Genomic DNA, 15,819 nt, shown 5'->3' with positions numbered 1-15,819 from the left:
ATTAATTGATTAGAAAAATATAGAAGGCATGAAACCTGGGAATACATATAGTGTAAGCTATGGCGTAATTATTTTTTACATTTTTTTACTGGAACTTCTTATAACCAGCCAATTACTGATGGCGCAGTTGCCAACTTATGGTACCGGGCAGTGGAACGAGAAGGAGTTAGGCGGCCACCGGGCTGTAATAGAAGTCGGGAAACCCGCTAATGCGGTGAAAGTCCATGTACCGTGGCGGAGAAAGGATGATCCCACAGAAAAAGGGTTGATAGTAGTGGATGCATTTAGCGGAAAGCCGGTGAAAAATGTTTATACTCTCAATGTAAATGCAGAATATGGCGACATTATTTTTGAACCGGTAACAGGGCCTGGAGAGTACTACCTGTATTACATGCCCTACAAATTGAGTGGAAGCTGGTATTTCCCCAGTACGGTATACCTGAAGCCAAATAGTGCTTCTAGTACAGCGTGGCAACAGCAGCTAAATGTAAAAGACTTACCCAACGCAAAAGTGTTACGCTTTGAGGCAATTAATTCTTTTAACAGCTTCTATCCCATGGAGATTGTGGCTACCCGGCAGGAAGTTAAAGACCTGCTGGATAAGAACAGAGAGAAAGACTTTCTGCTGTTTCCTGAAGATAGAAAATTTCCAGTGAGAATGGACGCTGCTATCTGCCAGCGTTGGATAGAGAAGGGGGAAGGAGGCACATTTTACGGAGTGGCATCGCGCAATGAATTTTATGTTTACCAGATCGGGGTATTTGCAGCTTTTCATGAGCTCGAAAAACTACATCTGCAGTTTTCGGATTTGGAAAACGCAGCAGGAGGAAAGATTTCCGCTGAAGCCATCAGGTGTTTTAACCTGGGAGGGAAAGATTGGTTAGGCAAATCATTCAAAAAGGAGGTTTCGATACAAAAAGGTGGGGTACAGTCTTTATGGATAGGAGTGGATATCCCGGGAACGCAACAAGCGGGCGTGTATCATGGACAGGTTAAAGTATCCGCGGAGGGTATTAAAGAAAGAAGCGTTCCTGTACAGATAACGATAAAGGACACGCTCCTGGAAGACAGAGGTTACAAAGAATTACCTACACTCGCGCGACTGAATTGGCTGGATTCTGATATCGGGCTGGATGATAGTGTATACAGGCCGTATACGCCAGTAACATTAGCACATCAGACCATCCATATATTGGGAAGGACGTTGCGATTTGACAAGTATGGTTTTCCCGACAAAATAACCAGCAGTTTTACAGGATCCAACGATGACATTAATGGCCAGCCAAGAGATATCCTCAATGGGCCTGTAAAAATGGCGGTGGTGCGAAATGGAAAAGAATTGGAATGGAAAGGGTCGGCGCCTGTTGTTCGGCAACCATCGACGGGAGCGGTCAGCTGGGAAACGCAATTAGAAGGAGATGGGATTGTGCTGAAGGTTTGGGCAAAAATGGAATGCGACGGTTACATCAATTACCAGCTAACAATTAAGGCGCTGAAAGACTGTACGGTAGACAATATGGAACTGCGGATTCCCTATGCACGGGAAGCCGCCATTTATATGATGGGGCTCGGCTGTAAAGGAGGACTACGGCCGGATCGATGGGACTGGAACTGGGATAAGAAAAACGCCAACAATATGCTATGGATGGGTGATGTGAATGCAGGACTCCAGTGTAAACTGAAAAATGAAACGCCAGACTGGACGCTTTACAATTTTGATAAAACAGGACCTTATAAAGACTGGAGTAATGAGGGAAAAGGAGGATGCCATATATTTGAAGATGCCGGTAAAGTGATGCTGACCGCTTTTACAGGACAACAGCAGCTACGTGCGGGGCAAGTCATCCACCTGAATTTTGGGTTATTGATTACACCTGTAAAGCCGCTTAACCAGGAACATTGGAATGAGCGGTATTTTCAGGCAGACCCACCGCTGGCCAACTGGAGAAGGGAAGCATCAGAGAAAGGGGCTACTGTCATGAATATACACCAGGGCAATATGCTGAATCCCTACATCAATTATCCATTCCTGGCTACTGATACTTTAACGAAATATGTAGCTGCAAACAGGCGTATTGGAATCAGAACCAAATTATATTATACGGTTAGGGAGTTAACAAATTATACCCGGGAGATCTGGGCATTACGTAGCCTGGGTGATGAAATATTTTCACCAGGCAAAGGGTCACAATTGGCAGATCAATTTGCAGATGATGGAATTGGTGGGAATTTATTCTCGACTGGCGGGCCCTGGTTAGTTGAGCACCTGGGAAAGAATTATGATGCAGCCTGGCATACTCCTTTGGAAAACTCGGAATATGATATGTCAATCAGAACCCAGGGCCTTAGCCGCTGGCACAACTATTACCTGGAAGGGCTGAATTGGTTGGTGAAGAATGTAGGAATCAGGGGTATTTACCTGGATGGCGTAGGATATGACCGGGATATTATGAAAAGAGTCCGGAAAGTAATGGATAGAGCAGCCGATAGTTGTTTGATAGATTTTCATTCCGGCAACAATTTCCACCCGAGTTATGGGTTGAACAGCCCGGCTAATCAATATATGGAGCTCTTTCCCTGTCTCAATAGTTTATGGCTGGGAGAGGGCTATAACTACAACGAAAAACCAGATTATTGGTTGGTAGAAGTATCAGGTATCCCTTTTGGACTGTACAGCGAGATGCTGAATAACTGTGGAAATGCTTATCGTGGCATGCTATTCGGAATGACCTCCCGACTGGGCTGGACTGGCTGTGATCCATCGGCACTCTGGCGGTTGTGGGACAAGTTTGATATAAAGAACGCCAGGATGATTGGCTTCTGGGATCCCTCACTCCCCGTAAAATGTAGCGATAGTAGCGTAAAGGTCACGGTTTACCGTCAGCCGAAGAAACTATTGATCGTTTATGCCGGCTGGGCAGCGGGCAATACACACATCAAATTAGACGTTGACTGGAAGTCACTGGGATGGGATCCCAGGCAAGTGAGCATCACCATTCCTGAAGTAGAAGGTTTGCAGGAGAGGCAAGCTGCTGGTAACCTGGCTGATATTGAAGTCGAAAAAGGAAAAGGCGGATTTATAATTGTCGAAGAAAAATAAGGACGAATAGAGTAGTTATCTTAATACTGCAACTAACGAAAAAGGCTTGCAAGCTTAGCTTACAAGCCTTTTTTACGTCAGCACCGCTTATTTAGCTTTTCGTAAAAACGTTAAACGGCATACTCACTCCGTTGATTTTCAGCACAATGATACCGTGTGGCGGTAGCTGGTAAACAGTGTGCTTTTCTGGAGAAAGCCTTACCTCTTCATGCTTCCAAAGATCCCTCACGGTAACAGGTTTATCAGGATTTAAGCCGATGGCTCCTATATTTAGTTCAGCCGTTACCGGTGCATTGGTGGTATTTAACAGTGCTACGGCAACCTGCCCGCTGCTTATGCTGATCAGCGGCTTAGCCCAAAGTTGCACGCCTAATGTATCACGGAATTTCCTGGCCTGGTAACAGAGGGGATCCTGGTTTAAGGCAATGACTTCCCTATTGGTAACGATGGATAAAGTTTGTGGGGAAATCTTCCGGAGGTCGTTGCCGAGCAACAGGGGCGAATTCATGATACACCACATAGAGAAATGGCTTTTGTCTTCATCATAACTCATACCACGACCCACCTGTAGCATGTCCATATCGTTGAAATGCCCCGGGGAACAGTAGGGCCACAGGTCGGCATTAAGTGAAATGATCCGGAGTATGGACGCGAAATTGTTGTCGATATCGCCGGAGATTCTCCAGGAGTCGGCCACCAGTGGGGCCCATTTGCCGGGAAATTGCCAGCGGCAGATGTTGTAAACTACCTCTGGTTTGATAACCTTGATCCAATTGGAGATCTGGGTATAGCGTAGTTGCTCATCGAGGCCCAAATCTTTCCCTCCGCACCAGTCCACTTTCAGAAAGTCGTATCCCCATGTTTTCAGTAACACGGTCAGGTCTTTTTCATCGTGCCCATACAGTCCCGACCCCGACCCGATGGTGTCCTGGTCCCAAATGGATGCGCAGGTATTAACGCCGGCTTCTGCATAGATGCCTGCCTGCAGACCTTTGCTATGTATATAATCCGATAGGCGCTTCATGCCGCCGGGGAATCGCTGGGCATGATATTGCAGTTCTCCTTTTTCATTCCGGCCGCCAAAGAAGCCATCATCAATGTTGATGTACCGGTATCCCGCTGCTTTCAGCCCATTTTGAGCCATGGCATCGGCCTGCTCCCGGATAAGTTTTTCATTGATGTGGACGCGGAAGTTGTTCCAGCTGGCCCAGCCCATGATTGGCGTACGCGGTTTAGCCGGCGTATTTTGCGCAACGGCAACTGATGAACACCACAATAGGCAGATAGCCAGTATAGCCCATTTCATTTTCTTATTTATCATTGTCGACTGTTTATTCTGCGTTGGGTGCTTAATCAGGTATAGCACTACATTTGAAAGATGTTGAACTTATGGCCATCCGGATCAGCAAACACGAAACCATAATACCCCTTTCCAAATTCTTCTGGCCTGGAAACGATTGTTCCTCCCGCTTCCTGTATTTCTTTTTCACAACTATCTACCTCTTCCCGGGTAGCAACAGCTAGCGTAAATATAATTTCATTGCCGGTTGTTGAATCAATAATTGGCCCCATCATGGCGGGTTCAAGTATATCCTTCAAAAAGAAATGAATGATAAAATTTTCTTCGCCAAAGAAGAAGCTGGTCAGTTGATCCGACGCTCCGTTGTGTTTAAACCCAAGTTGTTGGTAAAATTTAGTGGTACGTTCTAAATCCTGAACGCCGAAATTAGCCCAGATCTTTTTTGTTTTCATGCACTTAAGATTTTATGGTTAACAGTTTTTGGTTCGATGTGCCGGAGCGACGTTTTTTATACGTATATGCTCATCAACGCTCTCAAAAATAGCCCATAAAATCATCAGACAAGGGGTTGTTTACGAAATTTTCCGGGGCATTTCCGTCACTTAATACCAACGACCACTACGGCGGGCGACAACCCTTCACTTACCGCTTTTACAACGAGTTTACCTTTGGCGCCCTTCTTGGCTTTCACGATCACCTGCGCCATGCCATTAAATGCCGGTCGGTCGTTGCTTTGAAAGGAAACAAAAGAAGTGGGGTCACCATTGTCGGTGGCAACGATTTCGCCGGGTCCTTCTATCGAAAATTTCACCAGCGGGTGCGAACGCGGCACCATGATACCGTCTTTGTCCTGCACGCGGAGCGTAATATAGCAAAGATCGTCGCCATCATTGACAACACTTTTACTTTCGGGCTGTAGAGAGAGTTTGACTGCGCTGCCGGCTGTTTTTATCACATCCGTAGCCCAGGGCTTACCATCCTTGTAAGCCACTACTTTCAACTCTCCGGGAGTATATTTTACATCATTCCATACCAATCTGAAATCTACCCCTGGTTGTTTTACTTTTCTGCCCAGGCTTTTACCATTTAAGAATAGTTCTGCTTCATCGCCCGATGTATATACATGAACGGGAACGATGGAATCTATCCGCTCCGGCCAGTTCCAATGGGGGAGGAGGTGCGCCATGGGATGATCAGCGCGCCAGTGCGCCTGGTAGCTATAGAAGCGGTCTTTCGGAAACCCACAGAGGTCTACGATGCCAAAATAGCTGCTGCGGGAAGGAGGATTATTTTTCCTGAGTGCGTCCAGCGCTTTTTCAAGTTCTGCCCGCTTGTTAGGGTCATTGCGGAAGTTGAGCAGGTTGGTTTCATCTGAGTTATAGGGAGTGGGTTCGCCCAGGTAATCAAAGCCGGTCCATACAAATTCGCCCAGCAGGTGCGGATATTTGGCGTTGGTGCGGAATTGCTCATCGGGTGTGCATCCCCAGCCGGGTTTAGCATTATCATAGGAAGATACCTGCCAGTTTTTATAATCTCCATCAAAGAAATATTCACCACGTGTGCTCACACAGGAAGAGGTTTCGCTGCCCATGGTGGGCATGTCTTTATACCTTGGATCGGCGTCCCATTTGGCCTGTTCGGAGAAGAAATAATTGACACCCATCAGGCCCAGGGCCATTGCAGCGCCTGACTCACGGCCGCCATCAGGGTCATTATAAGCGTTGGATACGGGGCGTGTGGAGTCTTCTTTACGCACAATATCTGCGAGTTCTTTAGTGATGGCCACATCCCGCTGGTCCATCACTTCATTGCCAATAGACCAGATGATGACGGATGGATGATTGCGATCGCGGTGTACCAGTGCCTGCAGGTCTCTTTCCCGCCAGTCGGGGAAAAGTTTGTTATAGTCGTTCTTTCTTTTTCCATGCTTCCAGGCGTCGAAGGCTTCGTCCCATACCAGGAATCCGAGTTGGTCGGCCAGCTCCAGTAATTCCGGTGCAGGAGGATTATGCGAAGTACGAATGGCATTACACCCCATTGCCCTTAATATCTTTAATTGCCGGGTCAGGGCACTTTTGTTGATAGCCGTACCCAACGCGCCCAGATCATGATGGTTACATACACCTTTGATATCTACCCGCTTTCCATTCAGCTGAAACCCATCCCGGGGAGTAAATGCGATGGTGCGTATGCCGAAGGCAGTATTGTAAGTATCCACCGTTTTGTTGTTGACCGTAACAATTGTTTGTGCGAGGTAGCGATGAGGGGTTTCAATGCTCCAGCGTTTAGGGGCGATAATATTTGCAGTTGCTTGGGCCATGGCATTGTTGCCGGCCGCTATGGTAATGGCTGCGGGCGGCGTAGCTATGATTTTCTTTGAGGGTTTATTATGGATATCCAGTTCGTAGATATCCGTATGCACTAAAGCCTTTACCGGTGAGGCTCCCTGGTTATCTACGGTTACCTTCACCTCAACAGATGCCGCTTTATCCGTTACCATGGGCGTAGTAATAAAGGTGCCCCATTGAGCTACGTGTACCTCGTTTGTTTTTACGAGCCACACATGGCGATAGATTCCCGCGCCGGGGTACCAGCGCGAATCCCAGCTCTCCGTGTCTAATCTTACGGCTATCACATTTTCCTTACCCACATGGAGGTAGGGGGTAATATCCATCCTGAAGGAATTGTAACCATAAGGCCAGGTACCCACGTACTGTCCATTTACCCATATTTTGGCGTAGGCCATGGCTCCATCGAAGTCTACAAAGATACGTTTGCCGGCATCGGCAGCGGGTATGTTGAAATGTTTTCTATACCACCCAATACCCTTCCAGGGCAACTTACCGGAATTGCCGTCCAGCTCTATACGGAAGGGGCCTGTAATGGCCCAGTCATGCGGTAAGCTAAGCTGTTGCCAGTTGCCATCTGCGAGGTGTTCCTCTTCCAGGTGTGCCGGTTCTTCTTTACGGGAACCATCCGCCTGTAATCCAAAGCGGGAGAACAGCCATCCATCGTCAAACAGGTGGGTGTTGGTAGTGCCCATCCTCGAGATGGAGGCTGGTGCCTGGGCGAATGTGCTGATAGTTAACAGATATAACCATCCTGACAATACCAGGCGGAAAGCTATGCGCTTATTCATTGTTCTATAAAAATTAATGTGGTTAAATTGCCTGTATCCTGCAAAGGAAGGAAATATCCGGCGGATGGGGTGTTACAGTTTTAACTTTTTCTGGCGCTATATTGCCTGGTTTCTTTCACTACCATCATAACAATCGGTTACAATGGACCGCTTTAAAAATTTTGGCAAAATCCTGTAACCTTTTATAAGCTCGTCTCTCTAATCTTATACAAACAAAAATCTAATACTACGGTTATCATATAACCATCAAATACCAGGTAAACATGCAGACAGATTTTGCGAAAGAACCGATTGTAGCACACAGTAACATAGCATTGACAAGCGAAGAGAAGATTAAAGTGATCCGGTATCACTTTCGCGAGATTATGCTGGCCCTTGGTCTCGACCTCGAAGACGACAGCCTGAAAGATACCCCGGGCAGAGTAGCCAAAATGTTTGTGAATGAAACTTTTTTGGGGCTGAATCCTGTGAATGAGCCTTCTGTAACGCTGTTTGAAAACAAGTTTAAGTACAATGAAATCGTATTGGAAAAGGATATTCCCTTATACTCTTATTGCGAGCACCATTTTGTTCCCATCATCGGCAAGGTACATATTGCCTATATTTCCAAAGGTATGGTTATTGGTTTGTCCAAGTTGAACCGGATCACAGAATATTTTGCCAAACGGCCGCAAGTCCAGGAACGATTAACTATCCAGATTGCCGAATACCTGAAGCAGGTGATGGCGATGGAAGATGTAGCGGTCATCATCAAAGCGGAGCACTTATGTGTGGCCTCCAGGGGTGTTAATCATACTGGTTGCGCTACCGTGACCCAGAGCCTGCACGGCCAATTTCTTAAGAAGGAACGCAGCAGTGAGCTTTACAGCCTGTTGGCTATTTAATTCGCGATTTAACAGTGAATTTGAATAATACTCCCTGTAGACATGGCATTGTGTGTCTGCAGGGGGCTGGCATTATTTTTTTATCGTCCAAAGGCCGGTGCTGCCTGGTTTTCTTTCGTCTGTTGCCTTTTTCAGTAACGTATCTCCGGCAGTTATGTTACCAAATACTTCCACGCCGGCGTCCACAGTCATTCCCTGGCGAACATCTACCCATTCTGCTTTTCCGTCTTTTACCCGGATAACAAATTTCTTTTCCTGCGTGGTGGCTACCGATGAAAAGGGAACCACAAAGGAAGGTGCATTTCTTTCCAGTGGAATTTTTACATAACAGAAAACACCTGCTTTTAAACGGTGATCGTTGTTCTCTACTTTAAACTCCCATAATTCGGTACGGGTGTTAGGATCTATTGTTTCCGACTTGCGGGCCAGCGCTGCTTTAAAGCGTTCTGTGGGATAGGCGTCTACCCTGAAGTCAATATTCGTAAGGCGCCCGGTAGCTGCAACATATATTTCAGGAACGGCTACACGTAAACGCAGTACGTTGTTGTTTTGCACAGTCAATAACATGGCGTTGGTACCTACCAGTGCCCCGGGATCGGCTTTACGGGCAGTAATGACGCCATCGAAAGGAGCGATGATGTACAGATATCCTGACACAGCTTTATAGGACTGGGCCTGGCGGCCTGCTGCCACAAAGGTGGCGCTGTCGGCCAGCATTTGGTTGCGACTGCGTTCCAGGTCTACCGGGGCAACAATGCCTGGTGTATTGGCTTGTGACGCCCGGTATAATCTTTCGTAATTATCTTTGCTGGAGGCCCATTTTGATTTAGCTGCCTGCAAAGCCGCTTCAGATTCAGCCAGCCGGCTGTTTACTTCCGGCGCTTCAATCACTGCCAGCACCTGGCCTTTCTTCACCCGGTCGCCCATGTCTACCTTTACTTCTTTGACAAAGCCCTGGACTTTGGCAAACAATTCGGCGTTTTCATAAGGTACCAGTTCGGCGGTAAATTCTGCTGTTTTTTTTAAGGTGTCCTGTTTCAGGATAAATACCGGCACGGTATCCGCAGCGGGCGTGTTTGCACCGGTATCCGGTGCCGGCGTGTGTTGGCCACATGCTGAAATAATGAACAGTAAAGAGAACGAAGCGATTATCCGCATATAATTGATTGAGATGTTATGATTGTTTGTCATAGTAAGCACTTTTTTCATCGTCAGGATCCAGAGAAACATGTTGGTACGCTTTTCTTCCTGCCACCCATTGGTAAACATGCGGAAGAAAGAACAGTACGCTGATAGAAGAGAATAATAAGCCTCCTATTACTGCAATGCCCAGGGGCGCGGTTTGATCGCCGCCTTCCGACAGCCCTAAAGCCATAGGGATCATACCGGCAATCATAGCGGCGCTGGTCATGAGGATAGGCCGGAGCCGGTTTTCGGCTGCCTGCAGCTGTGGATGCTCCACGTTGTTTTTGCGGTAATGCTCTGCATTGGTAATAAAAAGCACCGCATTGGCAATAGCTACGCCCACCGCCATAATGGCTCCCATGTAAGATTGTATATTTAGCGAATTACCGGTTAGCAGTAAAAAGAGCAGTGCACCCGCTACCACGGCCGGGATAACAGATAATACGGTGAAGGCTACCCGGAATGATTGGAAGTATACCGCCATTACCAGGAAGATGACCACGATAGCGATCAGCAAGCCAAACTGCAGGCTGGTAAGGGTTTCCTCCAGTAGAACGGGCTGGCCGCGCAAAATTATTTTCGCGCCATTGGGTAATTGTCCCATGCTGGCGATGGCCTGTTTCACCTGTTTGAAAACGGAGCCCAGATCCTGTTTATGGACGTTAGCCGTGATGGTGATGTAGCGTTGCTGATTGAGCCGGTCATACTCTCCTGGCATAGATACCCGCTTCCAGCTTGCCACTTCGCTTAGGTAGTGTGTAGTGCCATTGCCGCCGGAAACAGGTATGGCCTCCAGCTGACTGGTGCTGTTCATTTTAAATTCAGGATACTGTACCTGCACCTGGTAGGCGGTGCCGGTGGCTTTGTCCAGCCAGTAGTTGGGCGTAGTAAAGCGACTGGAAGAAGTAGCGGCCACGGTAGACCGGGCGATTTGCTCGCTGGTTAACCCCAGCTGGCCAGCCTTTATGCGGTCTACTTCCAGCCGGATGGCCGGATAGTCTGTCGGCGTGGCTATCTGAAGATCACGCAGGGAGGTGATGGCCGACAGTTTTTTCTGGAGCTGTTCTGCTGTTTTTTTGCCTTCCGCCAGGTTTTTATTCACCACCGCAATTTCAATGGGGTTGCTGCTGCCCAGGTTTAACACCTGCTCTACGATATCCCCCGGTTCGAACGATAGTTTAGCACCGGGAATAGCCGCTATAGCTGCTGCTCTCAGCTTTTCCCGGAGGGTGGCGATGGGCATAGCGCCCCGGTTGAGTTTTATTTTTAACACCGCTTCATGGGGCCCGCTGGTCCACAGGTGAATATAGTTAACCGGGTAACTGGAAGGCTGGGTGCCTATAAAAGCGGAGGTGATGGCTACGTTTTGTTTTCCTGCAATACTGTCTGTCAGCAATAACAGTTTCCGGGTGGCATCTTCTGTTCTTTCGAAGCGGGTACCTACAGGCAAGCGCAGTCGCACCTGTGTTTGACCGCTGTCGGTTTGTGGAAATAACTCGGTACCGGTGAAGGTGAAAAGGAGAATCACGAGTCCGACAGAAACCAGGAGGAATAACACCGTATCTAACCGGAAGCTGAATTTACGGCGTTCGCCGGCGGCAACGTAACGTTGTTTTAACCGGTCGAAAAATCCGGATGCCTTTTTTTCCTGCGCCGGCAGCGATGTTTTGAACAGCCAGTTGGCCACTACGGGTACAAATGTTTGTGATAGCATAAAGGAGGCGATCATCGCAAAGCCTACGGCCAGCGATAATGGCATGAACATCGCCCGGGGAACGCCATTCATGAACATGGCGGGAACAAAAACGGCGAGGATACTCAACAGGATCAGTAGCTTAGGACCGGCTATTTCCATGCTGGCATCGGCAATGGCGCGGGCTTTTGTTTTCCCCGTTTCCATATGCCGGTGAATATTTTCTATGGTAACGGTAGCTTCATCTACCAGGATACCTACGGATAAGGCAAGGCCACCCAATGTCATAATGTTGATGGTTTGCCCGGTCAGGTACAACAGGATCGCTGAGGAAAGCAATGCCAGCGGGATGGTCATGATCACAATGAGCGCGCTGCGCTTGTCGCCCAGGAAGAGCAGCACCATTAAACCGGTGAGGATAGCGCCCAGTCCACCTTCAAACAGGAGACTTTTCAATGAGTTAATCACATAGCCTGATTGATCAAAAGCGTAAGTCACTTTAATATCTGATGGTATAGCCGCCTGCATGTCGGGCAATGCCGCTTTTACCCGCTGTACTACATCCCAGGTAGAAGCATCGGCCCTTTTGGTAACGGGGATATATACGGAGCGCTTACCGTTTATCAGTGCATAACTGGTAGTTACATCAGCGCCCAGGCTTACGTTGGCAATGTCTTTTACATATACGGTAGGTCCTGCGCCTGGTTGGAGGGGAGTGTTCTGCAGGTCCTGCAATGATTCAATCACACTGTTCTGCGGCGTAATGTAGGTAGAGTCGCCCATGCGCACATTACCAGCGGGAGAGATGGAATTCGATTTTGCAATGGCCTGCACTACTTGGTCGGGCGCCAGGTTGTAACTCCGCAGCTTATCAGGGTCGACTGTGATGAGTACTGTTTTCTGGTTACCACCGAAGGGCGGCGGCGCTGATACGCCGGGTAAGGTAGCGAACATGGGGCGGACGCGGAACAGGGCAAGGTCAGATATTTCACTCAACGAGCGGCTATCAGAACTGAATACCAGCTGGCCTACGGGAACGCCACCGGCATCGAAACGGGTGATAAAAGGCGGCACGGTACCCGGCGGCATGAAGGCCCTGGCCCGGTTTACATATCCCACTACTTCTGCCATAGCCTGGCTCATGTCGGTGCCTTCGTTGAACTCAATCTTGATGAGTGCTGCGCCCTGTATGTTGCGGGAATCGACAGATTTTACGCCGGTGATATACAGGAAGTGATATTCGTAATAAGAGGTAACAAATCCCTCCATTTGTTCGGGTGACAGCCCCCCGTAAGGCTGCGCCACATACACCACCGGTAGTCCCAGGCGGGGGAAAATATCCACCTTTGCCTGACGGATAGAGAGGTAAGAGAAAAACACAATAAACAACACAGCTACCAGGATGGTGACCGGATGTCGTAATGCCGAGCGGATTAGCTTCATAATGCTTGCTTATATGTTATTTCAGGTTGTCTGTAAAGGTGGCCAGCTGGCCATTTGCCACGGCAATATCCAGCAGGGAGTGCCAGGCTTGCAGGAATGCGCCTGCTTCCCCGGTTTCTGCCTTTAGCAGATCATACTGGCCTTGTATTAGGCGGGTAAAATCTACTAATCCACTGGCATAGCTCAATTTCAGCCCTTCAAATGCGAAACGTGCTGCCTGCGATTGCACCACGGCCTGTTTGGTGATCAGGATATTCTGATCGTAGTTGTAGCGGGCAGTTTCTTTCTGCTTTTGCAGGTTGAGTGTAACCTGGTCCAGCTGTGCTTCATCTGCCTTAAGCATAGCGCTGTATTGCTTCTTTTTCAGTTGCACTTCAGAAAACTGGAGGATAGGAAAACTGATCTGGACGCCGGCGCCATAGTTTTTGCGGGAGAGTGACCAGCCATCTGCTTTATCGATGGCGCCATTGGCGTTAACACCGGAGCCTCTCGCATAGGCATTGGCCCATAGGTCGAGCTTTGGCCGCCATATACGAGTTACTTCTTTCAATGATGTTTGCGTTACTTCTTTTTTTACCTGGTAGTATTGATACACTGGGTTGGCGGCCGGGCCGGCAATGGTGTCGGCCATTTGTGGTAACTGGTTGAGTAGCGTAGTGTCGGCCAGCAATACCTGGTCGGGGAGGTCCGGCAGGCCCGTTATCCTGGTGAGTTCTGCCAGTTGGGCGTAGTATTGTCGCTGCACGATCAACAGGTCTGTTTTAGCCTGTGCCAATGCTGATTGAAATTGGGTGGTATCTATACCGGGCCGTAGTCCTTCCCGGGTAAAGACCAGCGATTGCTGTAGTCCTGCATCGGTGCGGTCGATATTAGACTGGTAGGTTTGCATCAGCTTTTGCAGGTACACCGCATTCAGATATACAGATAAGGCGGCATACTGTTGGCGAAACAGTGCATCGTTGTAAGTGCTGTTGGCCAGTTTATATTGCGCAGTAGCTTTTTCGATGGCGGCGCTCCGCTGGCCAAAAGTGAGGGGATTCCATTTTACCATAGCGCCGGCAGCAGTACCGGGCACCGGGTCATAAATATTACCTGCAGAAGGCGGACCGCTGATAGGTAGTATTAGCCCGGGATAGCTCATACCAGTGATATTGTTGTAGGTGGCATAACCGGCCTGGTAGCCGATATTTACATCCGGCAGCAACGTGTTTTTTGCCAGCCTGACGTTATATTGACTGCTTTTTGCCTGTTCTTCATAGGCTTTCATTTGTGGTTGGGAAGATTGCACGAGTGTCAGGATATCCTTTATATGCAGCGGTTTTCTTTGCCCGTAGGCGCTGAGTGAAAATAGGACAGCGCTGCTAAGGATGATCATCCTTTTATAAGAAGCATTCATTCATCAAATATATTTATATAACGGACGATATCATATTAAAAAATCGTATTCGGCCAGAATTCTATGTCATCCACTTCAATGCTACTGTTCATTTTGTGGGCGCGTTTCTGTCCAGGTATGCTGTTCAGATTGTCTGAATTTTGCCCAGCTGTAAAGGGCATCATATATCTTCCGGCCAATTTCCAGCATTTCGGAATCACTGTTATAGTTATACGAAAGCCCGGCAGAAATGGCCCACAAACCCGCCGCCTGTGGGGCGAGATCGAACTGGTTTGTATCTGCAGCACGGACAATTACCGCCAATTGCAGCAGGGCCGGGTCATCCAGCTCATATCTTTTGAGGAAATAGTCAAACGAGCAAAATTCCCCTTCATGGGAATGAGCTACGCCTGGAATGTCGAAAGGAATGGCGTCATATTCCTTTGCTTTTTCCAGTACCTGGTTGGCAGGTGCATAGATGATTTCCGCATCAGGATCGATAAAGCGGCCTATCAGCCAGGGACAGGCAATACGGTCTATTTTAGGACGCTCGCGGGTAATCCATTTCATCATATTGAATTTATACCCGCAAGTTCCTGCTATGAATAACAGGAAAATAGAATGAATAATAAGGTTTAGTCTGTTTTTTACTTTTGACGGAAATTATTTGTGGCCTCCTGCTGTCTGATCCAATGCGGCGCGGAATCCCCTGGCCAGTTTTTCTGCAGGACCTACGCCCCAATAGTGCAGGAAAAAGATGCGGGGTTGTTCATGTACCATGTGATTGTGTACAGCCACTACTTCAATACCGTTTTCTACCAGCGCTTTGATGACAGGTGCTACTTCGTTTTCCAGCATGGTAAAATCGCCCGCTACTGCGGCCTTTTCATCAGTGCCCTGCCAGGCGGCCCAGGTATTGAATCCCATGAAGCTGCTTACCGGGATACCATGTTCCTGCAGTGCTACATCCGGCCGGCCAATGGTGTACTTATATACGCCTTTGGCCATCTCTCCCTTATGCCCGATGATGCTGTCGAGATGGGCAATGTTGATGCTATTCTGCACACTGTCGGCGTTACCTTCTTTAGGATCTTTGCCCCTCACTTCCTTCACTTTGTCGAAGATGGCTTTCACGTTGGCTGCTACCTGCTCAATTTTGCCCCGGCCATCTATATGCATATACATCACATTGGGGTGGTTGCGGACAAAATGATTGTGAATAGCAGTGATGGTAAAGCCCTGGTGTATCACTTCCTGCTGAACGGGCGCCAGGTCGGTTTCTGTAACGATAATGTCGCCCATTACCATTACGCTGTCTGCGCATGGCGTGAATGCTGCCCAGCTTCCCAGCCCCATGGGCGGAATAATTTTAAACCCATCTACCACTACATGCAGGTCATTTTGGGGAACCGTTATTTTGTATTCGCCATTTTTGGCTACACCTTTCATGCCGGTTACCGCCTCAATTTTTTGCACATCCAATTTGCTGCTGCCCGGGGGACATAAGATATTATTACGTTTACTGCTGTCTGCATTGTTAGCAGGCTGAGATGGATTATTACAGGCTACCGCCAGTAATGTGGCCATGGAAGCGGTGACAAGAAGATGCGAAATAACGCGTTTCATAACAGGTGTATTACAGGTTTAATGAGATGACAATCAATGCTCAAAGCTGCAATTTCCAACTCCCGGATGCCAAA

General features: G+C 48.2%; 10 protein-coding genes. 2 read left to right on the top strand and 8 right to left on the bottom strand.

Going from position 1 to position 15,819, the window contains the following annotated elements; genetic code table 11:
- Positions 1-28 precede the first annotated feature (28 nt).
- The gene (locus HGH90_RS29040; RefSeq protein ID WP_169192536.1) at positions 29-3,100 is read left to right on the top strand and encodes a glycoside hydrolase domain-containing protein; all 3,072 of its coding nucleotides are present in this window, start codon (positions 29-31) and stop codon (positions 3,098-3,100) included.
- Between the two features lie 91 nt (positions 3,101-3,191).
- Here HGH90_RS29040 and HGH90_RS29035 read toward each other — a convergent pair whose 3' ends face one another.
- The 3 genes from HGH90_RS29035 to galB all read right to left on the bottom strand — a co-directional run bounded on the left by HGH90_RS29035 (position 3,192) and on the right by galB (position 7,539).
- Positions 3,192-4,421 carry a glycoside hydrolase family 27 protein gene (locus HGH90_RS29035; protein ID WP_248277087.1) on the bottom strand — a complete coding sequence of 410 codons (1,230 nt, stop codon included), beginning with the start codon at positions 4,419-4,421 and terminating at the stop codon, positions 3,192-3,194.
- Between the two features lie 44 nt (positions 4,422-4,465).
- On the bottom strand, positions 4,466-4,852 hold the full coding sequence (locus tag HGH90_RS29030) for a VOC family protein (protein WP_168765449.1): 387 nt from the start codon (positions 4,850-4,852) through the stop codon (positions 4,466-4,468).
- A 146-nt stretch (positions 4,853-4,998) separates the two neighbouring features.
- Complete coding sequence (gene galB / locus HGH90_RS29025) at positions 4,999-7,539, bottom strand: beta-galactosidase GalB (protein ID WP_169192535.1); 2,541 nt, start codon at positions 7,537-7,539, stop codon at positions 4,999-5,001.
- A 263-nt stretch (positions 7,540-7,802) separates the two neighbouring features.
- Between galB and folE the strand changes: the two genes are divergently transcribed.
- Complete coding sequence (gene folE / locus HGH90_RS29020) at positions 7,803-8,423, top strand: GTP cyclohydrolase I FolE (RefSeq protein WP_169192534.1); 621 nt, start codon at positions 7,803-7,805, stop codon at positions 8,421-8,423.
- Positions 8,424-8,495: 72 nt separating this feature from the next.
- Here the strand turns inward: folE and HGH90_RS29015 are convergent, their stop codons facing one another.
- From HGH90_RS29015 to HGH90_RS28995, 5 genes are all read right to left on the bottom strand, one after another.
- Positions 8,496-9,614 carry an efflux RND transporter periplasmic adaptor subunit gene (locus HGH90_RS29015; RefSeq protein WP_169192533.1) on the bottom strand — a complete coding sequence of 373 codons (1,119 nt, stop codon included), beginning with the start codon at positions 9,612-9,614 and terminating at the stop codon, positions 8,496-8,498.
- Positions 9,598-12,744 carry an efflux RND transporter permease subunit gene (locus HGH90_RS29010; protein ID WP_169192532.1) on the bottom strand — a complete coding sequence of 1,049 codons (3,147 nt, stop codon included), beginning with the start codon at positions 12,742-12,744 and terminating at the stop codon, positions 9,598-9,600. The genes HGH90_RS29015 and HGH90_RS29010 overlap by 17 nt, the downstream gene beginning before the upstream one ends.
- Before the next feature lie 16 nt (positions 12,745-12,760).
- Positions 12,761-14,140 (bottom strand): TolC family protein, encoded by a 1,380-nt coding sequence (locus HGH90_RS29005; protein WP_169192531.1) that lies wholly within the window; start codon positions 14,138-14,140, stop codon positions 12,761-12,763.
- Between the two features lie 81 nt (positions 14,141-14,221).
- A complete protein-coding gene (locus tag HGH90_RS29000; protein ID WP_248277086.1) occupies positions 14,222-14,692 on the bottom strand; it encodes a chromate resistance protein ChrB domain-containing protein in 471 nt (156 codons plus the stop codon).
- 90 nt (positions 14,693-14,782) lie between these two features.
- On the bottom strand, positions 14,783-15,745 hold the full coding sequence (locus HGH90_RS28995; protein ID WP_168765443.1) for a DUF1259 domain-containing protein: 963 nt from the start codon (positions 15,743-15,745) through the stop codon (positions 14,783-14,785).
- Between the last annotated feature and the right edge of the window lie 74 nt (positions 15,746-15,819).

It is taken from the genome of Chitinophaga sp. Ak27 (assembly GCF_012726295.1).
Lineage (GTDB): Bacteria > Bacteroidota > Bacteroidia > Chitinophagales > Chitinophagaceae > Chitinophaga.
Note: the sequence above shows the minus strand (reverse complement) of the source record. Positions and strands in the feature narration are given on the sequence as shown.